The 21,362-nt window shown below is 41.1% G+C and carries 18 protein-coding genes; 4 read left to right on the top strand and 14 right to left on the bottom strand.

The genetic code is table 11. The features are described 5' to 3' along the window. Positions 1 to 191: 191 nt before the first annotated feature. The 8 genes from L1267_RS08070 to rppH form a co-directional block, all read right to left on the bottom strand. Complete coding sequence (locus L1267_RS08070; protein WP_168246717.1) at positions 192 to 527, bottom strand: SPOR domain-containing protein; 336 nt, start codon at positions 525 to 527, stop codon at positions 192 to 194. Between the two features lie 138 nt (positions 528 to 665). Continuing rightward, entirely contained in the window at positions 666 to 1,058 is a 393-nt protein-coding gene (locus tag L1267_RS08065) for an SPOR domain-containing protein (RefSeq protein ID WP_168246716.1), read from the bottom strand. Positions 1,059 to 1,606: 548 nt separating this feature from the next. Then, positions 1,607 to 2,488, bottom strand: a complete 882-nt coding sequence (gene galU / locus L1267_RS08060) for a UTP--glucose-1-phosphate uridylyltransferase GalU (protein WP_135923802.1) — start codon at positions 2,486 to 2,488, stop codon at positions 1,607 to 1,609. Positions 2,489 to 2,514: 26 nt separating this feature from the next. After that, positions 2,515 to 3,366, bottom strand: coding sequence for a thymidylate synthase (locus L1267_RS08055; RefSeq protein WP_135923801.1), 852 nt, complete (start codon positions 3,364 to 3,366; stop codon positions 2,515 to 2,517). A gap of 13 nt (positions 3,367 to 3,379) precedes the next feature. Next, positions 3,380 to 4,183, bottom strand: a complete 804-nt coding sequence (gene lgt / locus L1267_RS08050; RefSeq protein ID WP_130052128.1) for a prolipoprotein diacylglyceryl transferase — start codon at positions 4,181 to 4,183, stop codon at positions 3,380 to 3,382. A gap of 14 nt (positions 4,184 to 4,197) precedes the next feature. Then, positions 4,198 to 5,007 (bottom strand): sulfite exporter TauE/SafE family protein, encoded by an 810-nt coding sequence (locus L1267_RS08045; protein ID WP_135923800.1) that lies wholly within the window; start codon positions 5,005 to 5,007, stop codon positions 4,198 to 4,200. A 241-nt stretch (positions 5,008 to 5,248) separates the two neighbouring features. Beyond that, positions 5,249 to 7,525 (bottom strand): phosphoenolpyruvate--protein phosphotransferase, encoded by a 2,277-nt coding sequence (gene ptsP, locus L1267_RS08040; RefSeq protein ID WP_138557319.1) that lies wholly within the window; start codon positions 7,523 to 7,525, stop codon positions 5,249 to 5,251. A gap of 33 nt (positions 7,526 to 7,558) precedes the next feature. Continuing rightward, positions 7,559 to 8,077 (bottom strand): RNA pyrophosphohydrolase, encoded by a 519-nt coding sequence (gene rppH / locus L1267_RS08035; protein WP_138557318.1) that lies wholly within the window; start codon positions 8,075 to 8,077, stop codon positions 7,559 to 7,561. 540 nt (positions 8,078 to 8,617) lie between these two features. Here rppH and mutH point away from each other — a divergent pair. Further along, a complete protein-coding gene (gene mutH / locus L1267_RS08030) occupies positions 8,618 to 9,289 on the top strand; it encodes a DNA mismatch repair endonuclease MutH (protein WP_063707194.1) in 672 nt (223 codons plus the stop codon). A 48-nt stretch (positions 9,290 to 9,337) separates the two neighbouring features. On the opposite strand, the gene eno is transcribed toward mutH, so the two are convergent. The 5 genes from eno to rlmD form a co-directional block, all read right to left on the bottom strand. Continuing rightward, positions 9,338 to 10,636, bottom strand: a complete 1,299-nt coding sequence (eno, locus tag L1267_RS08025; RefSeq protein ID WP_138557317.1) for a phosphopyruvate hydratase — start codon at positions 10,634 to 10,636, stop codon at positions 9,338 to 9,340. 113 nt (positions 10,637 to 10,749) lie between these two features. Next, positions 10,750 to 12,384: a CTP synthase gene (locus tag L1267_RS08020; RefSeq protein WP_063529466.1), complete on the bottom strand. Its 1,635-nt coding sequence runs from the start codon at positions 12,382 to 12,384 to the stop codon at positions 10,750 to 10,752. Between the two features lie 157 nt (positions 12,385 to 12,541). Continuing rightward, on the bottom strand, positions 12,542 to 13,342 hold the full coding sequence (gene mazG / locus L1267_RS08015; RefSeq protein ID WP_235382535.1) for a nucleoside triphosphate pyrophosphohydrolase: 801 nt from the start codon (positions 13,340 to 13,342) through the stop codon (positions 12,542 to 12,544). Beyond that, complete coding sequence (gene relA, locus L1267_RS08010) at positions 13,342 to 15,501, bottom strand: GTP diphosphokinase (RefSeq protein WP_135923796.1); 2,160 nt, start codon at positions 15,499 to 15,501, stop codon at positions 13,342 to 13,344. Before relA ends, mazG begins: the two co-directional genes overlap by 1 nt. An 8-nt stretch (positions 15,502 to 15,509) precedes the next feature. Further along, complete coding sequence (gene rlmD, locus L1267_RS08005; protein ID WP_235382534.1) at positions 15,510 to 16,835, bottom strand: 23S rRNA (uracil(1939)-C(5))-methyltransferase RlmD; 1,326 nt, start codon at positions 16,833 to 16,835, stop codon at positions 15,510 to 15,512. An 80-nt stretch (positions 16,836 to 16,915) separates the two neighbouring features. On the opposite strand from rlmD, the gene barA reads away from it, so the two are divergent. From barA to L1267_RS07990, 3 genes are read left to right on the top strand one after another with little or no spacing between them, the layout of a single operon-like run. After that, positions 16,916 to 19,678, top strand: a complete 2,763-nt coding sequence (gene barA / locus L1267_RS08000; RefSeq protein ID WP_235382560.1) for a two-component sensor histidine kinase BarA — start codon at positions 16,916 to 16,918, stop codon at positions 19,676 to 19,678. A 40-nt stretch (positions 19,679 to 19,718) separates the two neighbouring features. After that, complete coding sequence (locus L1267_RS07995; protein WP_235382533.1) at positions 19,719 to 20,195, top strand: energy transducer TonB; 477 nt, start codon at positions 19,719 to 19,721, stop codon at positions 20,193 to 20,195. A 12-nt stretch (positions 20,196 to 20,207) separates the two neighbouring features. Continuing rightward, positions 20,208 to 20,534 (top strand): hypothetical protein, encoded by a 327-nt coding sequence (locus tag L1267_RS07990; RefSeq protein ID WP_235382532.1) that lies wholly within the window; start codon positions 20,208 to 20,210, stop codon positions 20,532 to 20,534. Positions 20,535 to 20,603: 69 nt separating this feature from the next. Here L1267_RS07990 and pdxJ read toward each other — a convergent pair whose 3' ends face one another. Next, positions 20,604 to 21,335: a pyridoxine 5'-phosphate synthase gene (gene pdxJ, locus L1267_RS07985; RefSeq protein ID WP_054554340.1), complete on the bottom strand. Its 732-nt coding sequence runs from the start codon at positions 21,333 to 21,335 to the stop codon at positions 20,604 to 20,606. Between the last annotated feature and the right edge of the window lie 27 nt (positions 21,336 to 21,362).

Genomic DNA, 21,362 nt, shown 5'->3' with positions numbered 1-21,362 from the left:
TAACGCAGCTAGCTTCAGGCTTATCCCCATGGGTGGTTTCTGTATTTCGGGTTGGTATTTATCTAAGCGAATAAGCCTTTTAATGATAAGTCTGCTTACTGTTTATAATCGCTACTCAGGCCGAGTATGCGAGGCTGTTAATTATGAAGAACAAAGTAGCTGCGATTATTATTTAATACAAAAAGCAATAGCTAAAGCATCTCGCCAACAAATGTTGCAGTTACACATGACTGACCCATTTTTTTAGCAATCTCACAAAAAGCGCTGGCCTGGCTGTAGTTTTTAAATGGTCCTGCACGCAGCGCATACAAAGTGACTCCCTTTTGATCACGCTGTTTAAAGCGAAAACTAAGCCCTTGTAAAGCATTAGGATAATCATGTTTTAGCTTCAATACTTGATGACTCACTTTATTCACTGACAAATATAGCCCCAGCTGCACACCTGCAGCTTGATTATTGTCAGTAGCAAGCTCAGGTTGCACTTGCTGCTTAGTGTAAACAGGCTCATCTTGCTCTTGCGTCATCATACACGCTGCCAAAGTTGATAAACTTAAGATAATGAACAAATGCCTAAGAAGAGTAAAAAAAATCATGTAATCGTCAACTCTAAAAAATAGGCATAAATTCTAGCAAACAAAATGCCAACCCAGTTAAAAAGAATTACATTAAAAGTAAACGCGATTATCCGTGTACTTGCTTACGAAGCAATCGATCCCTTGACGTTTTATGGCTTCGCAGTCTGCTTGTGCGTTTTTAAAATACTTGTAACCACCATATTTAAGACGATAAAACGTGTGTTGCTCAACAGTAGCGGTTTCAATATTTAAAATAGGCTCACCTTGAAAAATATTGGGAGCACGCTTGGTCATTTTTTTAACAGAATAAGCGAGTAATGGCTTTGATTGAACCGATGCAAGCTGCACAGCAAAGGCATATTCATGTTTAAACGGTTGCTCAATTAACGTGCTATTCAATGAACCAGCAGGAACTGTTTCAAGCGCTGCGTGTTGGTTAACGAAAGAGGGAGAGCTATCTACTTTTATAATATTTTGACTCAACAATTGCACAAGGTGCAATAAGGGCCATTGTTTAGGGGAAAGAAAAGAGGTTGTCGTATTATTGCAACCTGACACAGTCAAACACGCCACTAGGCATATACTGTAACGTAAAGGCTTCACACAACATTTCATAATCAGAGTTCTTAAACATACCATAAAAAATTTCTTCTCATTCAAGAAGACTCGCTGTTAGCACTTACCTGTACACCAAGGCGAATAAGATCATTTTAGGTATCAAATAAAAATACTAACACATTGTTTTTTATTTAGCGTTTCAAAAAGCGGCCATGAAAAAACATCCACTTCAAGTCTACGTCCTAAAATGGCAAATAATGCAATGAGCTAGGTTTCAACACTTGAGTAGAATAAATTATCAACCAATATGCAATGAAACATTTTAATTACATTCAATCATAACAATGTGTTAGGACAAAGGTATATCAGAAAAGTCATTATTTGCATAATGAACAAAAAATTAGGAAGGTAAATAAACATAAAAAAAGTGCCGTATAGGCACTTTTTATATTATTTTTAATTAGATAGCTTAACTATTTAACAAGCGATTTAATAAAGTCGCTTAATTCATCTTTAAATTCTTCTCTGCGAAGCGCAAATTCAACAATTGCTTTTAAGTAGCCAATCTTGCTACCACAATCATGGCTTTTGCCTTTCATTGAATAAGCATCAACAATTTCTTTTTCCATCAACATAGCAATAGCGTCAGTTAATTGAATTTCATCGCCGGCACCTGCTGGAGTTTTTGCAAGTAGTGGCCAAATATTTTTGCTTAATACGTAACGGCCAACAACCGCAAGGTTTGAAGGAGCCTGATCAACTGGCGGTTTCTCAACCATGTTTAAAATAGCTGCACTTTCGCCTTGCTGAATTTTTGCATCGCCTAGGTCAACAACACCAAATTTGTCTACTTCGTTTTTTGGCACAGGCTCGACCATAATTTGGCTCTCACCTGTTTTTTCAAAGCGTTGGATCATTTCTGCTAAGTTGTCTTTTTTAAGATCGCTTGCTACATCATCAATGATCACATCAGGTAAAATAACCACAAATGGCTCATTACCAATAATCGGAGCTGCACAGTTGATAGCATGACCTAGCCCTTTCGCTTCACCCTGACGAACATGAATGATGGTTACATCTTTAGGGCAAATTGATTGTACCTCAGCAAGTAATTGGCGTTTAACACGCTTCTCAAGAGTCGCTTCTAACTCGAAGCTCGTGTCAAAATGGTTTTCAATTGAGTTTTTACTTGAATGGGTAACTAAAACAATTTCTTTAATACCAGCCGAAATCGCTTCATTCACTACGTATTGAATCAAAGGACGGTCGACAATAGGCAACATTTCTTTTGGAATCGCTTTCGTTGCAGGTAACATTCGCGTGCCAAGGCCAGCAACTGGGATCACAGCTTTCATTGATTTCTCCTTAAATTTTATTGTTCTTACACTGAAAACGGATACTTAATTGCATCGTGACACTGATAACCTACTACTTCAAAATCGTCTTTTGTAACCCAGGTTTCAATGTCTTCTAGTGATTTAATATTTGGGTTTATTTTTAATTCTGGCGACGCGAAAGGCTCACGCTTAAGCTGCACATCACGCATCAACTCCAGTTGATTTTCGTAAATATGCGCATTAGCAATTTTATGGTATGCCTTGCCCGGTTTGTGCCCAGTGATTTGTGCAACTAAAGCAAGTAACACAAAGCATTGTATTTGATTAAAGTTTAAGCCTAGCGGCACATCACAGCTGCGTTGATATGATGTTAAGTATAGAGTATCACCCAACAAAGAAAAGGTATGAGTGTGCATGCAAGGGCGTAAACAGCCCAGCTCAAACTCACCAGGGTTATAAAAAGTGATGATCTCACCGCGATCATCAATACCTTTTGATAAGTTATCAATAACCTTTTTTAGCTGATCAAGGTGGCTGCCATCAGGGCGTTGCCAACTGCGGCCTTGCACACCATATACACGACCCATGTCGTCTTCGCCGCGACGATGGGGGTTTTCGAGCCAAGCCTTATTCTCGTTAGCGTTTGCATTCCAAGTCATGCAGCCAATTTCACGAAACTGTGCAGCGCTATCGTAACCACGCAAGTAACCAAGTAACTCTGCGATTGCAGCCTTATAAAAGCTCTTGCGTGTAGTGATCAGTGGAAACTTATTGTTTGCCACATCATACTCAAGATCGGCATTAATAACGGTTAAACATTTGGTGCCAGTGCGCTTATTTTCAACCCACACACCTTCATCAACGATGCGTTGACATAAATCTAAATACTGTTTCATTGATTAGCTCTTGTTATGCTTTGCTTGCCACGCTGTGTTGCGGCTTTTTATAGGCCCATATTAACAAACCAAGGCCACCGATGACCATTGGCAATGATAAGATTTGTCCCATTGAAATAACGCCTGCGAATAAACCTAAATGAGCATCTGGCTCACGGAAGTATTCAACAATAAATCTAAACACACCATAACCAAGTAAGAACACCCCAGCAACACTGCCCGCTGGACGTGGCTTTTTAATAAACCATTGTAAGATTAAAAACAGCACTAAACCTTCTAAAAAGGCTTCGTATAATTGTGATGGATGACGAGGCTCTGGACCACCTGTAGGGAAGATAAACGCCCATGGCACATCAGTTACTCGGCCCCATAATTCACCATTGATAAAGTTACCTATACGCCCTGCAAGTAGGCCAAGCGGCACTAAAGGTACAACAAAGTCGCCGACTTCAAACAATGACTTTTTACGTGTCCACGCAAATATAGCTATTGCTGTAATAACACCTAGCGTACCACCATGGAAAGACATGCCGCCTTGGTCAATTCTGAATAAATAAAGCGGGTTTTCAATAAAATAACTAAACTGATAAAACAATACATAACCAATACGACCACCGAGTATTACCCCGAGCATGCCGTAAAATAGCAGGTCACTTACTTGTTCTTTTGTCCAACCTGAGTTTGGTTTTTCTGCTTGGCGATTAGCAAGCCACATAGCCAAAGCAAAACCAATTAAATACATTAAACCGTACCAACGTACGCTGAGCGGGCCTACCGAAAAAATAACCGGATCGATATCTGGAAATTGAAGAGCCATATAAATAAAAACCTTTAACTGAACACCATTTTAAGCGCAATTATGACAAGTAAGAGCGCAAATACTTTTTTTATTGTTGCCACTGGCAAGTAATGCGTTGCTTTAGCACCTATTGGTGCAATCAGCGACGAGGTAACCACAATCCCCACTAAAGCAGGTAAATATACAAATCCGGCAAATCCATCACTAAAAGATGTTAATTGCCATCCAGCAGAGACATAGCCCACTGAACCAAACAGCGCAATGACAATACCACATGCAGCAGCACAACCAATGGCCTTTTTAATATCAACAGAAAAATAATGCAGTAACGGCACAATTAAAGCACCACCACCAATACCAATAAGTCCTGATAAAGCCCCCATTATGGCACATAAAAAGCCTAAAATGGGGCCTGAAGGTAATGGTTTTTCACTAGCCGCTTTAGCCCGAGTTGATAACACCATTCTGAGCGCAATAAACACCACACTGCCAGCAAATACAAAACGTAATAATTGTTCAGGAATAAAGCTTGCTGCAAAGCCACTGATCAATGCGCCAAGCCCAACTCCAGTCATCACCCAAGGGGCAATTTGCCAAGGAACATTAGCATTGCGATGATGAGCAAGGGCTGAAGAAGTCGAGGTAAAAATAATGGATGCTAACGAGGTTGCTATCGCGATAACTAATACATGACTTGGGTCGGCAACATTAAACGACACTAATAGCGCACTAAGAACAGGAACAATAATTAGTCCACCGCCAATCCCAAGCAACCCGGCTAAAAACCCCACTACGCTTCCTAAAATTGCGCAGTACACCATTAAAAGTATTACGTCATGCATAGCACACTCAAATATTCAGTTTGTTATATACATATACTAAACTAATATATATACCCAAACCACCTCAAGATGCGAGTTTCAGTTGGAATTAAAAGCGATTTAGGCAAGGCATTGATTGCAAGTAATAGTGGTTCTATTGTTAAAATCAATAACGCAGTATAAATCGCTTTTAAACCAACCCTTTGGGCGTTTCACATCTTGAGGTGGCTTGGGTATAGGAGCTTCACAGCACAATTTGACCTCATGATTGCCCTTGGCTAGGGGTGTAAAATAATTCACCCAGTTGATGCTCTATCATGAAGTTGCGCGTTAATCTAAGTACGTGTTTTGCCGTTGGCTGCATTAAACACTCTGCAAGTAACTTTTCCATATCACTGACATTTAAACGTCTGAGCACAAACTTAATTTTACTAATTGATGAATAGTTCATACTCAAGCTTCGATAACCCATAGCAATGAGCAGTAGTGCGCCTTCTGGGTCGCCGCCTAACTCACCACATAAACTAAATGGCAGTTCATGTTGATGACACTCTTGGGCAATTTTTAACAACACCCGCAGCACACTAGGATGGTATGGATTAAACAACTCGGCAACGCGAGCATTAGAACGGTCAACTGCGAGCATATATTGGGTTAAATCATTACTACCCACTGAGCAAAAATCGACTTTTTGTGACCACTCTTCGAGCATAAATACACTTGAAGGAACCTCAAGCATCACCCCGACTTCTGGGCGTTCAATAGCTTGCTCTGGATATTGCTCACTTAATTCAAAGTATGCTTGTTCAAGCAGCTTTAATGATTCATCAACTTCTTCTGAACCACTGATCATCGGCAGCATTATTTTTAGATTACCTAAACCAATATTCGCTTTTAACATGGCTCTAAGTTGATCTAAAAATAGCTCTGGGTGATCAAGAGTAACGCGTATACCGCGCCAACCTAAAAACGGGTTTTCTTCTGTTATGTTGAAGTAGTCTAATACTTTATCGCCACCAATATCTAAAGTACGCATCACCACAGGGTTCGGGTGGTAGCTGGTTAGTACTTCGCGGTACCAAGTTTCTTGATCAGATTGGGAAGGAAACTGGCCTTTTTGCATAAACCAAGCTTCAGTACGATAAAGCCCAACACCGTCGCAGAAAGGTTTATTATCATGCTCGGTGTTTAACTCAAGGCCTGCATTAAGTAGTAAGCTAATGTGCTCACCATCACGCGTTACAGCTTCTAAACTTTGCTCTGCAAAAAAGCGATCATTTAATAGCGTTTCTTGGTATTTAAGTTGGCTATATTCTTCGTGTAACACTTGCGAAGGAGAAATATATAAACGCCCCGCATAGGCGTCTAAAATCATTGGTTTGCCTTCAAACTGCAATAACGGCACATCTTCAATACCCCAAATAGCTGGGATCCCCATCGCGCGGGTTAAAATTGAAGCATGGCTGTTCGCAGCCCCGTTCACACTCACCACCCCTGCTAAATGCCCTTTTGGCACTTCTGCAAGCATTGCTGGTGTCAGCGTACTGGCAATTAAAATAGTATCTTTAGGGTAAGGCTTTGCTGCATGTTCGGTATTCACTAAGTGATGTAAAACCCGCAAGCCGATATCCTTAACATCAACGGCACGTTCTTTGATGTATGGGTCTTGCATGGCATTAAACTGTGAAACAAGCTTTTCGATTACAATTTTAAGTGCACTTTTAGCACTCCACCCCTGTTGAAGCTGGGCTTCAACATTTTGTCCTAGACTTTTGGCATCAAGTAATTGTTGGTACACATCAAATACAGCAAGCGCTTCTTGAGGTATTGAATCGCTAAGTGTCATCGATAAAGTATTAAACTCGTTACGCGTCGCAGCAACAGCTTGAGTGAATAACTTACGCTGAGCGCTGATGTCATCATCTTTTTGTAATTCAATAGACGTAAAATCTAGCTTTGGGATCACCACGAAGGCTTCGCCTATCGCTATGCCTGGTGCACTCGATACTCCTTTAAGTACCGAAGTCTGATGGGCAAAATCATCTAGCCTTAGTAACTCTTTTATTTCTGCATGGGCTAGCTGAGAAGCAAGTTGTGCCGAAAGCGTAATTAAAAATGACTCTTCGTCAGGGCTAAAAACCCGCGCTAATTTTTGTTGAACAACAATAACGCCTAAAACCTTTTTTTGGTGCACGACTGGCACTGATAAAAACGCGTTATAGCCTTCTTCATTAACTTCTGGCGAGAGTTTAAAGCGAGGGTGTGACTTTGCAAAAGCAATATTGATAGGCTCTTCACGCTGCGCAACAAGCCCAACGAGACCTTCAGTAAAGCCTATACGAAACTTTCCAACCGCATCTGGGTTGAGGCCTTGGGTGGCCATCAATACAAAGTTGTCTTGACTGTAATCTGCAAAATAAATCGAGCAGCACTGTGTTTGCATCGCATCTTTTACCATTTGCACAAAACACGCTAGCGCACTGTTTAAGTCCGCCTGTTGCGACACTGCCTCAGCAATTGATCTGAGCGTGGCTAACATGATGCTGCTCCTATAATTTAGATAAGGCAGGCCTTATCGTTTTTGTCGCCAATGATCTTTTTGTTGCTCTCGTTTATTAAACGGCATTGCAAACGGAGCAAACTCTTTCATTACTCGACGATATACATCGCGCTTAAACGAAACAACTTGCCTAACCGGATACCAATAACTCACCCATCGCCAATCATCAAACTCGGGGTGATGAGTTTTAAGTAAATCTACATCTTCATCTTTACAACGAAGTTTCAGTAAAAACCATTTTTGTTTTTGCCCAATACACACAGGACTTGAGTCTCTGCGAATTAAACGTTTGGGTAGTTTATAGCGTAACCAATGTTTTGAACTTGCGACGATCTCGACGTCTTCAGGAAGCAAGCCCACTTCTTCGTGTAATTCTCTGTACATGGTTTGCTCTGCTGTTTCACCATCGTCCACACCACCTTGGGGAAATTGCCAAGAGTGTTGACCATAACGACGAGCCCAAAATACTTGTCCCTGATTATTGCAAATTACAATTCCGACATTGGCACGAAAACCTTCGGCATCAATCACCTTAGTGCCTCATTTGTAAGTCGATTTTTATTGATTGTTCCACATAACCCGCGATACAGCAAACACTTTACACCCAAGCATAAAGGAGATTTAAAATAACTCATTTAACACGCCCATTTAATCAAGGTGTTACAAAGCTATTTTGATAAAAATACGCTGTTTGAATAAAATAACTATTTACAACCTCTTTTTTACCATCTTACCCACAGCTTGTGCATAACTTTTATAAAACATGCCTAATTTGCAAACAAATCCACAATCCACAGTTGAAATATCCACTTTCTCCACAGAAACTGTGGATAAACATGTTTATATATCTGTATTTATACAAACAACTAATCACTTAATATCGAAGCACAACGCAACAAAACAACTAAAACATATAAATTTCAACTGGTTATACAATCAAGCCCACATATTCCACTGGTTATTTTTAGCTCACACTTAACATGCGCAAAAAACACCCAAACACAAAGATATCCACTAAGGCGCGCATTTGCTATCATGAACCGGTTAATTAGACAATCAAATAAACGCCTTATGCGACCAATAAAACCAGCCTCAGTAAACGAATTAATGCAACGTGTTGATGCTATTGCCGGCCTTACCCTTGGGCAATTAGCTGAGCAATACCAATTTAAAACACCTGACGATTTACTGCGTGAAAAAGGCTGGACAGGGCAACTTATCGAATATGTGCTTGGCGCAACAGCAGGCTCAAAACCAACACCTGATTTTGAAGAGTTAGGAATTGAATTAAAAACACTGCCTATTTCGTTTAAAGGCAAACCACTCGAAACAACCTTTGTGTCAGTTACGCCGCTATTAAATGTTACAGGGATGACTTGGCAGCAAAGTACGGTTCGTAAAAAATTAAATCATGTTTTATGGTTACCGATTTTAGGCGAACGCGAAATACTGCCTTTTCACCGTACCATAGGCAGCGGCTTTTTATGGCAGCCAAGCGCAGAGCAAGATGCCCTTTTACAGCGTGATTGGGAAGAACAAATGGAGCTAATCGCCCTTGGTCGCGTAGATGAAATTTCGGGGCACTTAGGTGATGTAATGCAAATAAGGCCAAAAGCTGCCAATAGCAAAGCGCTAACTGATGCAATTGGCCCGAATGGCCAGATAGTACAAACCTTACCTCGCGGCTTTTATCTAAAAACAAGCTTCACCGGCGAGATCCTAAAACAGCAATTTCAGCTATAAAAAAACCTCCCGTAGGAGGTTTTTAAAGTCTCAATGAGCTAAGCCAAATTACTGACCTTTAACTTCTTTAAGACCATTGTAAGGTGCTTTTTCACCTAGTACTTCTTCAATGCGAAGTAATTGGTTGTACTTAGCAATACGGTCAGAACGGCTTAATGAACCCGTTTTGATTTGACCTGCCGCAGTACCTACTGCTAAATCAGCAATTGTTGCATCTTCTGTTTCACCTGAACGGTGTGAGATAACAGCTGTGAAGCCAGCATCTTTAGCCATCTTGATAGCAGCAAGCGTTTCAGTTAATGAACCGATTTGGTTGAACTTGATAAGGATTGAGTTAGCAATACCGTTATCAATACCACGCTTTAAGATCTTCGTGTTAGTTACGAAAAGGTCATCACCAACTAATTGTACTTTGTCGCCAATAAGTTTTGTTTGGTGAGCAAAACCATCCCAATCAGACTCGTCTAAGCCATCTTCAATTGAAACAATTGGGTATTGCTCTGTCAGATCTTTAAGGAAGTGGTTAAACTCTTCAGAAGTAAATTTTTTACCTTCGCCTTTAAGGTCATAGATATTAGCTTCTTTGTCGTAGAACTCAGATGCCGCACAGTCTAATGCTAGCGTGATGTCTTTACCAAGCTCGTAACCTGCATTTGCAACAGCTACTTTAATTGCTGCAAGTGCCGCTTCGTTTGACTCAAGGTTAGGAGCAAAACCACCTTCGTCACCAACTGATGTAGAGTGACCTTCAGCTTTAAGTACTTTTGCTAGGCTGTGGAATACTTCAGCGCCCATACGTAACGCTTCACGGAAGTTTTTAGCGCCAACTGGCTGGATCATGAATTCTTGAATATCAACAGAGTTATCAGCGTGCTCACCACCATTGATGATGTTCATCATAGGTAATGGCATTGAGTAAACACCTGGTGTGCCGTTAAGGTCTGCAATGTGCTCATAAAGCTCAACGCCTTTTGAGTTTGCAGCCGCTTTAGCTGTTGCTAAAGACACAGCTAAGATAGCGTTAGCACCTAGTTTTTCTTTGTTTTCAGTACCATCTAAGTCAAGCATTACTTGGTCAACCGCTTTTTGATCAACTGCGTTTTGACCTTTAAGCGCTTCAGCGATTTCGTTGTTGATATAGCCTACTGCTTTTAAAACACCTTTACCTAGGTAACGTGCTTTATCACCATCACGTAATTCAAGCGCTTCGCGAGTACCTGTTGATGCACCAGACGGTGCTGCAGCACGGCCCCATGAACCATCAGCTAAATGTACATCAGCTTCAACAGTTGGGTTACCACGCGAGTCCATGATTTCGCGACCAATCACTTTTACGATTTCTGACATCTTGATTCCTCTTTTCCCGAAAATGGTGAGTTAGTGCCAATTTTATTAATTATCCTTAATGCCATTGGCTTATTAAAACAAATAAGCCGTGCATAAAGCACGGCCTATTAAAATTACGATGACGCTTTTTGGTGAGTGTGTGCAGCTGCGACAAACCCTTCAAATAGCGGGTGACCATCACGTGGTGTTGACGTGAATTCCGGGTGGAATTGCGCGGCAATAAACCAAGGGTGATCTTTATTCTCGATAATTTCGACTAATTTCTTATCTTCAGATAAACCAGTGAAACTTAAGCCTGCTTTTTCAAGCTGCTCTACGTAGTGATTATTCACTTCGTAACGGTGACGGTGACGTTCAACAATCTCGTCGCTACCGTACACTTCGCTTACTTTAGAGCCTGGTGTTAAATGACACTTCTGTGCGCCTAAACGCATAGTACCACCTAAGTCAGATTGCTCATCACGCACTTCAACGTTACCGTCAGCATCTTGCCACTCTGTGATTAGACCAACCACAGGATGTGCAGATTTAGCGTTAAACTCGGTTGAGTTTGCATCTTCAAGGCCTGCAACGTTACGCGCATATTCAATAAGCGCTACTTGCATACCTAAACAAATGCCTAAGTAAGGAACTTTGTTTTCACGTGCATATTTAGCCGCTAAGATCTTACCTTCAACACCACGACCGCCGAAGCCACCTGGTACTAAGATAGCGTCAAGGTGAGAAAGTAACTCAGTACCTTTGCTTTCTAAGTCTTGTGAATCAACGTATTCGATGTTCACGGTTAAACGGTTTTTCAGACCTGCATGCTTTAATGCTTCGTTTACTGATTTATACGCATCTGGTAGTTCGATGTATTTACCAACCATACCAATTGTCACTTCACCTGTTGGGTTAGACTCTTGATATAACACTTGTTCCCACTCAGATAAATCTGCTTCTGGGCACTCAAGATAGAAACGACGACATACGAAGTTATCTAATTCTTGTGACTTAAGTAACGCTGGGATCTTATAGATGCTTTCTACGTCTGGTAATGAAATAACAGCTTTCTCTTCAACGTTAGTGAAAAGTGCGATTTTCGCGCGCTCGTTATTTGGTAGTTTACGATCAGAACGACAGATTAAGATATCTGGTTGGATACCAATCGAACGTAATTCTTTTACAGAATGTTGTGTTGGCTTAGTTTTAACTTCACCTGCAGGGCCTAAGAATGGCACAAGCGTTAGATGGATAAACAATGCGCGCTCACGGCCAATTTCAGTGCCAAGCTGACGAATTGCTTCTAAGAATGGTTGTGACTCGATGTCACCAACTGTACCGCCAATTTCAACGATTGCTACATCGCGACCTTCAGCACCGTCGTATACACGTTGCTTAATGTCGTTTGTGATGTGTGGAATAACCTGAATTGTTGCACCAAGGTACTCACCACGACGCTCACGTCGTAATACATCTTCATAAACACGACCTTGTGTGAAGTTGTTGCGGCTAGTCATCTTGGTACGGATGAAACGCTCATAGTGACCTAAGTCAAGGTCAGTCTCTGCACCGTCTTCAGTTACAAATACTTCACCGTGCTGAATTGGGCTCATAGTGCCTGGGTCAACGTTAATGTAAGGATCCAGCTTTAAAATAGTCACGTTAAGACCACGTGCTTCTAAAATAGCGGCTAATGACGCTGCTGCAATACCCTTACCCAACGAAGAAACAACCCCGCCAGTTACGAAGATAAATTTTGTACTCATGCGAACCCTAGAATATCAGGAATTAAAAGGAATAATATAGAATCAAGACGGGGCGATATTGTAGCAAAGGCACTGCTATCAATCCAGATAAAATTAGCAAATAAGTGCACAAAAAACGAGCTTAACCATACTGTACCCAACCTGTTCTACAACACACTCATTTTAACTGCTTTTTAATGGCTTCCCATGCGTTGTCCATTTCTTCAAGACTAGCCGTTTCTAAACTTTGGCCACGCTCCTGTAAATAAGCGGCTACTTTTTCAAAGCGTGACGCGAACTTAGCATTGGCACTTCGTAATAATTGCTCTGGATCGCGCTTGATATGACGCGCTACATTGACCGTAGCAAACAGTAAATCGCCAATTTCTTCGGCGCTGTGCTCAGAATGTGGATCATGAGCCAGCGCTTCTTTTACTTCGTCTACTTCTTCTGCAACTTTATCAAGTGCCCCATGATAGCTTGGCCAATCAAACCCTAGGCTTGCCACACGCTGTTGAATTTTCTTCGCTTTTGACAGTCCCGGCATCGCATCAGGTATATCTTGCCAAAGGCTCATTTGTGGTGAGGCTGATTTTTCTGCTCGCTCTTGTGCTTTTATAGCCTGCCACTGAGCTGAAAGTTCAGCATCCGAGAGAGCACTTTGCTCTGCAAAGACATGGGGATGACGACGCACTAATTTATCATTAAGCGTATTAGCCACATCGGCAAAATCAAATAACCCCTGCTCTTTAGCAAGCTGAGCATAAAAAATAACTTGAAACAGTAAATCGCCAAGCTCACTTTTAAGCTCAGTAAGCTCACCTTTTTCAATGCAGTCTGCTACTTCGTAAGCTTCTTCAAGGGTGTGCGGCACAATCGATTTAAAATCTTGTTTTAAATCCCACGGGCACCCAGATTCTGGGTCCCGTAGTTTGGCCATAATCGCTAGCGACTGCTCAATGGCATGTTTATCACTCATTACGAATGACCACGCTTTGCTTCATGGACACCTTCAATTTGGTGTAACTTCGACAATAAGCGGTTGGTGCTTGATAAGTCATGAACTTCAACCTGCATTGAAAACAGTGCAAGTTGCTTATCTTCAACCGTGTTAACGTTCATGTTCAGCACATTTACTTTTTCGTTTGCAAGTACTGAGCTGATATCTCGAATTAGCCCAGAACGATCGGTGGCTTCAACTTTAATAGTTAATGAGTACGAGCCATTTACATCGTCTGACCAGCTTACTGATATCACTCGCTCTGGGTGTTTATCACGTAGTTTTTCGAACGAATCACAATCTTCACGGTGAACCGCAATCCCTCGGCCTTGGGTGATATAACCAATAATTTCATCGCCTGGCACAGGTCGGCAGCATTTTGCTACGTGGCTCATTAAACTACCTACCCCATCAACAACGATACCGTTTTTATCGCCGGTGACACTTTTCGGCTTTTTAAACTTAATTTGTGGCTCGTCATCATCACGGTCACTAATAAAGTTTAATAACTGATTTAAACGAACATCCCCAGCACCAACAGCTACCATTAAATCTTCAAGGCCACGCAAATTAAAGCGCTCGATTGCTGGCGCCAGATCTTTAGTTGTTAGATCTAACTTTTGTAGCTCAGTCTCTAAAATTTCTTTACCCGCGCTTAAATTTTTATCTCGGTCTAGTTGCTTAAACCAATGATGTATTTTAGAGCGTGCTCGTGACGACTTGATATAACCTAGTGATGGATTTAACCAATCACGACTTGGGTTGGCCTGCTTTTGAGTTAAAATTTCAACCTGATCCCCGGTACTTAACTGGTAAGTGAAAGGCACAATCTTGCCAAACACTTTTGCACCAATACAGCGGTGACCTACATTTGAGTGAATGTAATAGGCAAAATCAAGCGGTGTCGCACCCAGTGGTAAATCATAAATATCTCCTTTGGGTGTGAACACATAAACGCGGTCTTCTACTACTTGGTTTTTAAGCTCTTCGGCTAAGTCACTGCCATCAACAACTTCTTCTTGCCATTGCAGTAGTTTGCGCAACCAGCTAATTTTTTGTTCATAGCCCGAACCTCGCCCAGGTAGCGCTCCCTCTTTATACATCCAGTGCGCAGCTACACCTAACTCTGCATCTTGATGCATTTCGCTAGTACGAATTTGAATTTCGACGGTTTTACCTTCAGGGCCAAAAACCACGGTATGGATTGACTGATAGCCGTTTTGCTTAGGTGTTGCGATGTAATCATCAAATTCTTTATTCAAATGACGCCAATTGGTATGCACAATACCTAATGCGGCGTAACAGTCTTGCAAGCGTTCCACCACAATGCGCATAGCACGAATATCAAAAAGCTGATCAAACTCGTAGTTTTTCTGCGCCATTTTTTTATAAATGCTGTAGATATGCTTAGGACGGCCATACACTTCACCTTCAATGCCTGCTTCAGCTAGTTTTGACTTTACTAAAGCAACCATATTTTCCATGTAAGCTTCACGAGCAAGGCGCTTATCATCAAGCTGTTTTGCAATGTTTTTATAGGTATCTGGGTGCAAATAACGGAACGATAAGTCTTCAAGCTCCCACTTAAGTTGACCAATCCCTAAACGGTTAGCCAGCGGAGCAAAAATATCACGTGTTTCTTTGGCGGCAATAACGCGCTCTTCTTCACTGGCGTCTTTAACATCACGCAAGTGACATACTTGTTCTGCGAGTTTAATCACCACGGCGCGCACATCTTCAACCATGGCTAATAGCATACGGCGGATATTATCGATTTGTACTGTACCTTTACCTTGATGGGCTAAGGTACTAATGGTGGCCATTTGGCTTACGCCGGTCAGTAATAACGCAACGTGATTACCTAACTTTTCGGTGACTGTCTCAATTGAGATTTTTTCGGCTAAAAAGTAAGGGGTCAAAAATGCGGTTGCCAGCGAATCAGCGTCTAAGTTCAGCTCGGCTAAAATTTCCACCATTTCGATTGCGGTATTTTCACGTTTTGCATCGTCACAATGCTGGCACAAATCATGAGCCTGCTTTAATAGGATTTGTTTATCTTCTGTTAGCGCTAACAGCTCGATACGGCTGGCAAAATCACTCGGCTTTGTAAGCTGATGTGACTGTCTAGTGGCTACCATAGTGCGCTTTACCTCCTGTGAAATAACGCCATCGTTTCAATATGCCCGGTATGCGGGAACATATTCATTAGCCCTATTTTCTTAATGCTAAAGCCTGCTTGTAAAATAATCGCACTGTCACGGGCTAAAGTAACAGGATCACAAGAGACGTATAAAATCGTTTTAAACTGGGTTAGTGGTAACTGCTCTAAAATGGCCATCGCCCCAGTGCGTGACGGGTCAAGGACTAACACATCAAAATCATCACTAAACCAAGCTGCTGATTTCATTGGCTGTGTTAAATCAAAACAGTAAAAATCGGTATTCGACAAAGAGTTAGTTTGCGCATTTTGTTTGGCTAATGCAACCGCAGAATCAACACCTTCAACACCAATAACATATTTAGCATACTTTGCCATTAATAGTGAAAAGTTACCAATGCCGCAAAATAAATCCAACACTTGTTCACTACCTTGAAGTTCTAACCACTCTTTTGCTTGATGCAGCATCGCTTGGTTCACTTGCGGGTTAACTTGAATAAAGTTTTCAAGACCAAACTCAAAGCGTAAATCATAAGCTGGTATCTGGTAGTACGGCATAGGGAAATCACTGTGATTAATTTCACCACTTTGTGATTGCCATACCACGCACCAGCTGTATTCATTACACGCTGATTCTACGATTGTTTTTAACTCGTTATTAATTGCCTTAGTATGCCTAACAACCACAAAAGCCGCGTTATCAGCTTCGCATAATTGTAAGTGGCTAATACTACCTAGACCTGAATGACTGTTGATAAGAACATCAAACACAGCAAATACTTCTTTGAAAGTGCTTGTAAGCACATCGCAGTTTTCAATACTCACCAATTGCTTAGAGCCTTGAGCTCGATAACCTACACGCATTTTTTTGGCGGATTTGTCGTGCATTACTGCAATACGCGCAGAGCGACGATAATGATGCTCATCACTCAGTAAAGGCGCTTGCCAGTTTAAGTTATCAGCTTTGGCAAATTTACTAAACAACTGACTTACCGCTGCTTGCTTTTCTACGAGCTGTTGTTTTGCATCGAGGTGTTGTAACTGACAACCACCGCATACCTGATAATGTTGGCAAAAAGGAGTAACCCTATGCTCTGAGGCTGATAGCACTTTTTTACAATCAGCACAGGCAAAACGTGCCTTATCTTCTATCAACAGTGCTTTTACTTCTTCGCCCGGCAAAGCACCATTAACAAAACAAACTTTACTCCCTTGTTTAGCAACGCCTCGACCTTGATGATCCATAGCGGTGACAGACAGGGTTAGCATTTTTTGTGAAACGGATTTCTTTTTGGCTTTGAAAATCTGTGCCATTGGGCAACACCTTAATTATTGATAAAGCAGAAGTAAGTATATACTCTTAAACAACGATAATAATGATAACAACATTCTTTATGACTAAATTTGGCTTACGTGACTCAGTCTTAACTCTCACTTTAATACCGACTGTGATCATAGGCTTGTTGCTGGGCGGTTATTTTACAATAAATCGTTACATTGAGCTCGATGAAATTTTATATCAACAAGGTGTGACAATAATTGAGCCGCTGGCTATAGCGGTTGAACAACCCTTGCTCAAGCGTGATAAACCGCTATTAACACGCCTAGTTAGTCATACCCATAACAAGCACTCCCCTGCTATTCAATCAATTGCTATTTTTGATGAGAACAATGAGCTTGTCATTTTTAGTAAATATCAAAGTGAGTTCAAAGAGTTTATAACCGATAACTCAGCGTCACTAGACGGTATTATTGTCAAAAATTCAGAGCACTACTTAACGTTTAAAACTGCCATTGTTAATCATAGTCGCCAAGATTCGATTTGGAACCACCATAGTTACCAAGCTTCATTGGGAACTGTGGTTATCATGCTCAACAAACAACAGGCTATCATTGGTCAGCAACGCGCACTGCTTATAAGTGGCATTGTCATTATTTTAGCCTTAGTACTGGCGACTATTTTGGCATTTAGACTTACCCGTATGTTTGTTCAACCACTGAATAAGTTAGTACTTGCTACCGACAGGTTAATAGAAGGTAAAGTAGATACCGGTCTTGATAAAAAAATGTTTGGAGAGTTTGAGTTACTCAGAGAAGGCCTTAATACGATTTCGCAAACCATGGTCATGCAACGTGACGAAATGCAAAAACACATTGACCAAGCAACCTCTGATTACCGCGAAACACTCGAACAGTACGAAACCCAAAATATCCAGTTAAGTATCGCCAAAAAAGACGCGCAAGATGCTAACCGAGTAAAATCAGACTTCTTAGCCAAGATGAGTCATGAATTACGTACGCCTTTAAATGGTGTAATTGGTTTTACACGCCAGCTTTATAAAACCCCGCTAAATAAGCATCAAAAAGATTATCTTGATACCATTGAGCTGTCGGCCAACAGTTTATTGACCATTATTAGTGATATTTTGGACTTTTCTAAATTAGAAGCCGGTGCCATGGAGCTAGAATCAATGCAATTCCAGCTGCGTGACAATATCAATGAAGTTTTAACTTTATTGGCACCGAGCGCTCATGAAAAGCAACTTGAGCTATCAATTTTTATTCATCCACAAGTGCCTGATAACCTGACCGGTGACCCGACTCGCTTTAAACAAATCTTAATAAACTTGTTGAGTAACGCGATTAAATTCACTGAAAAAGGGTCGATTAAAGTAGATGTTGGCTACCGCTTGCTCGATGAAGAGCGCGCCTCAATTTTGGTCTCAGTGACTGATACAGGTGTAGGTATTCCTATGGATAAACAAGATGCGTTATTCACACCATTTGGCCAAGCAGACTCAAGTATTACTCGTAAATTTGGTGGTACTGGGCTTGGTTTAATCATCACTAAACATATTGTTGAAGCGATGAACGGTCGCATAACGCTTAACTCAGCTCCTGGCAATGGCACCTGCTTTACATTTAATGCGGTATTTAGGACACCAAGCAATATAATTACCAGCGACTTACCTACTCAATCCTTAATTAATAAACGCGTGCTTTATTTAGAGCCGCATGAACACTCTCATCAAGCAACATTGTCGTTATTGAATGAATGGCAAATGCGAGTGACTGCGTGCACAGATGAAGAAAGTTTCTTAAACGAGATCAATAAAGATTTCAGCTATGACATCTGTATTATTGGCCATACCGCCACAATAGATGATATGCAGCAACTGAAAAGCTACGTGAAAGCAGTTCGCCCTGCGACTGATTATTTATATATTATGCTCAATACAGTGTCGCATAATATGCGTGAGGCATTTATCGGTAGTGGTGCTGATGCATGCCTTAGCAAGCCGCTTAATCACCGTAAACTGTGTGAAATATTGGCTGCACCTTATCGCCTTGACCACCCAGTACATAATATTGAACAGGGTGACGAAAAGCTTTTACCACTTAAAGTGTTGGTCGTTGACGACAATGACGCTAACTTAAAGCTTATTTGTACTCTTCTGGAAGAACAAATTGAGTTAATTGATACCGCCCATAATGGTTCTCAAGCCTACAGCTTAAGCAAAAGCCATAAATACGATTTAATATTTATGGATATTCAAATGCCAATCATGGATGGTATTACCGCTTGTAAACTTATTCGCGAATCATCACTCAATGAAGATACACCTATCATTGCAGTTACAGCGCACGCTTTGGCGGGTGAAAAAGAGCAACTGCTTAAAGATGGCTTTAAAGGTTACTTAACCAAGCCTATCGATGAAGATATGCTAAAACAAATCATCAGCGATCATAGCCCTCAATCACCTATTAATCGTGAGCGAAGTAAAGCAGCTGCCGTTCATTCGGAGCCACCATTTGAAAGCGCTCGTCTTGATTGGCAATTAGCACTACAACGCGCAGGCGGTAAAGAAGAACTAGCACTTGAAATGCTTAACATGCTATTACTGAGCGTGCCGGAGACCTTGCGCCTGCTCAATGAAGCTATAGAAAAAGAAGATTGCGAACATGTACTTAGCATTGTGCACAAGTTCCATGGCGCATGTTGTTATACCGGCGTACCAAAACTAAAATCACTTGCCGAAACTCTCGAAACAGCATTAAAAGGCGATTGCGATTTAAATTACATCGAGCCTGAACTGTTTGAGTTAATTGATGAGCTTAATAACTTGTTAAGCGATGCAGGTATGGTTGAGCAATAACGATAAAAAAACTCAATAAATTATATAAAGGAATATATTAATGAAAAACTATTTAATGCTAGCTAGCAGTTTGTTTGTATTTGGTTGCGCATCAACCGAAGAAAAACCAGTAAAATTAGAGTATGCGGATTTAGCTGTTAGCTATAATGAAATGGAGTCAGCAAAATGGCAACAGCTTGAACGCTTTCCTGCCAGATACCCAAAAAAAGCAGTTATCCAAGCAAAAGAAGGTTGCGCAACTATTGAGTATGTCATTACGCCACAAAATGAGATTAGAGATATTCAGGTAGTTACCTCAACTAACTCTGTATTTGCCGACGCAGCAAAAGATGTAATCACTAATTGGCACTGGAATGAGCTGGCGAAAAATATTACTGATAAAGCGGTGAAAACCCAAACTCGCTTTGACTTTTGTTTTGACACACCTGAGCAATCTTGCAAAGAGCTAAAACCTAACTATTCATGCCCTAGTTCAGATATTATTTATTCCACGGGTACACGCATAGTGAAGTATTAAAGGGAACTTGCTTTGTATTTTATCTTACTTATCGTCTTTAGTGCTGTTTCACTCACTTGGTTTTTCTTCCGCTATAAAAAACTAAGTATAGAAGCTAATAATTACGTAAAAACCAATTACACAGAGCAGTGGCAAACATACGAAAGCCAAGCCCGTTTGATGAAGGCAAAACCTAACTCGATGGTTTTTCATTCAGTTAAAAAAGGTGAATTGTCGGCCGTAGATGATGATGTTTTAAAAAGCTTTAAGAAAAAACATCAATATTTAGTGGCCCTACTCTGCCTATCGCCACTGTTATCATCCTACCTCTCAGAATTTATTGTTTACCTGAGTAAATAAAAAACGCGGCGGATATTATCTCCACCGCGTTCAGTATTCAAATTTGCTGGCTCTTATTAAAAGCGTCAGCTAAAGTCTTGCTTCAATCATTAAACGTTTCATATCGCTTACTGCTTTTTCTAAACCATCGATCGCTGCACGGGCAATAATTGCATGACCAATGTTTAACTCATAGATTTCTGGCATTGCCGCAATGGGTTTTACATTGTGATAATGAAGACCATGGCCGGCATTAACGATTAAACCTAGGCTATCAGCATATTGTACGCCGCTACGAATACGTTCAAGCTCAGTGTGAAGCTCTTCGTCATTCTCTGCATCGGCATAAGCACCTGTGTGAATTTCAACGTAAGGAGCATTACACGCTTTTGCAGCGTCAAGCTGCGCGTTGTCGGCATCAATAAATAACGAAACCTTAATTCCTGCTGCTGTCAGCTTTTCTGTTGCAGCTTTTACTTTTTCAAAGTTACCCACAACATCAAGGCCACCTTCTGTGGTGAGTTCTTCACGTTTTTCAGGCACTAAACACACATAAGCAGGTTTCACTTCAAGGGCGATGTCGATCATTTCATCGGTGACTGCAATCTCAAGATTCATACGTGTTTGAATCGTTTTTGCCATCACATATACGTCACGATCTTGAATATGACGACGGTCTTCACGCAAATGAATGGTGATACCATCTGCACCAGCATGCTCTGCAACAGCAGCGGCATGCGCAGGATCTGGGTAACTCGTGCCACGCGCTTGGCGTAAAGTGGCAATGTGATCAACGTTTACACCAAGAAGAATATCTTTCATTTTTTTACCTGTTTAAAACAACGATTC

Origin of the sequence: Pseudoalteromonas sp. OFAV1 (assembly GCF_021532595.1) — a bacterium.
Taxonomy (GTDB): domain Bacteria; phylum Pseudomonadota; class Gammaproteobacteria; order Enterobacterales; family Alteromonadaceae; genus Pseudoalteromonas; species Pseudoalteromonas lipolytica_C.
Note: the sequence above shows the minus strand (reverse complement) of the source record. Positions and strands in the feature narration are given on the sequence as shown.

Coding starts and splice junctions, on each gene's coding strand:
- L1267_RS08070 (WP_168246717.1), bottom strand. CDS start 527: ATGATGACGCAAGAGCAAGATGAGCCTGTTTACACTAAGCAGCAAGTG.
- galU (WP_135923802.1), bottom strand. CDS start 2,488: ATGAAAGCTGTGATCCCAGTTGCTGGCCTTGGCACGCGAATGTTACCT.
- L1267_RS08055 (WP_135923801.1), bottom strand. CDS start 3,366: ATGAAACAGTATTTAGATTTATGTCAACGCATCGTTGATGAAGGTGTG.
- lgt (WP_130052128.1), bottom strand. CDS start 4,183: ATGGCTCTTCAATTTCCAGATATCGATCCGGTTATTTTTTCGGTAGGC.
- L1267_RS08045 (WP_135923800.1), bottom strand. CDS start 5,007: ATGCATGACGTAATACTTTTAATGGTGTACTGCGCAATTTTAGGAAGC.
- ptsP (WP_138557319.1), bottom strand. CDS start 7,525: ATGTTAGCCACGCTCAGATCAATTGCTGAGGCAGTGTCGCAACAGGCG.
- mutH (WP_063707194.1), top strand. CDS start 8,618: ATGCGACCAATAAAACCAGCCTCAGTAAACGAATTAATGCAACGTGTT.
- eno (WP_138557317.1), bottom strand. CDS start 10,636: ATGTCAGAAATCGTAAAAGTGATTGGTCGCGAAATCATGGACTCGCGT.
- L1267_RS08020 (WP_063529466.1), bottom strand. CDS start 12,384: ATGAGTACAAAATTTATCTTCGTAACTGGCGGGGTTGTTTCTTCGTTG.
- mazG (WP_235382535.1), bottom strand. CDS start 13,342: ATGAGTGATAAACATGCCATTGAGCAGTCGCTAGCGATTATGGCCAAA.
- relA (WP_135923796.1), bottom strand. CDS start 15,501: ATGGTAGCCACTAGACAGTCACATCAGCTTACAAAGCCGAGTGATTTT.
- rlmD (WP_235382534.1), bottom strand. CDS start 16,835: ATGGCACAGATTTTCAAAGCCAAAAAGAAATCCGTTTCACAAAAAATG.
- barA (WP_235382560.1), top strand. CDS start 16,916: ATGACTAAATTTGGCTTACGTGACTCAGTCTTAACTCTCACTTTAATA.
- L1267_RS07995 (WP_235382533.1), top strand. CDS start 19,719: ATGAAAAACTATTTAATGCTAGCTAGCAGTTTGTTTGTATTTGGTTGC.
- pdxJ (WP_054554340.1), bottom strand. CDS start 21,335: ATGAAAGATATTCTTCTTGGTGTAAACGTTGATCACATTGCCACTTTA.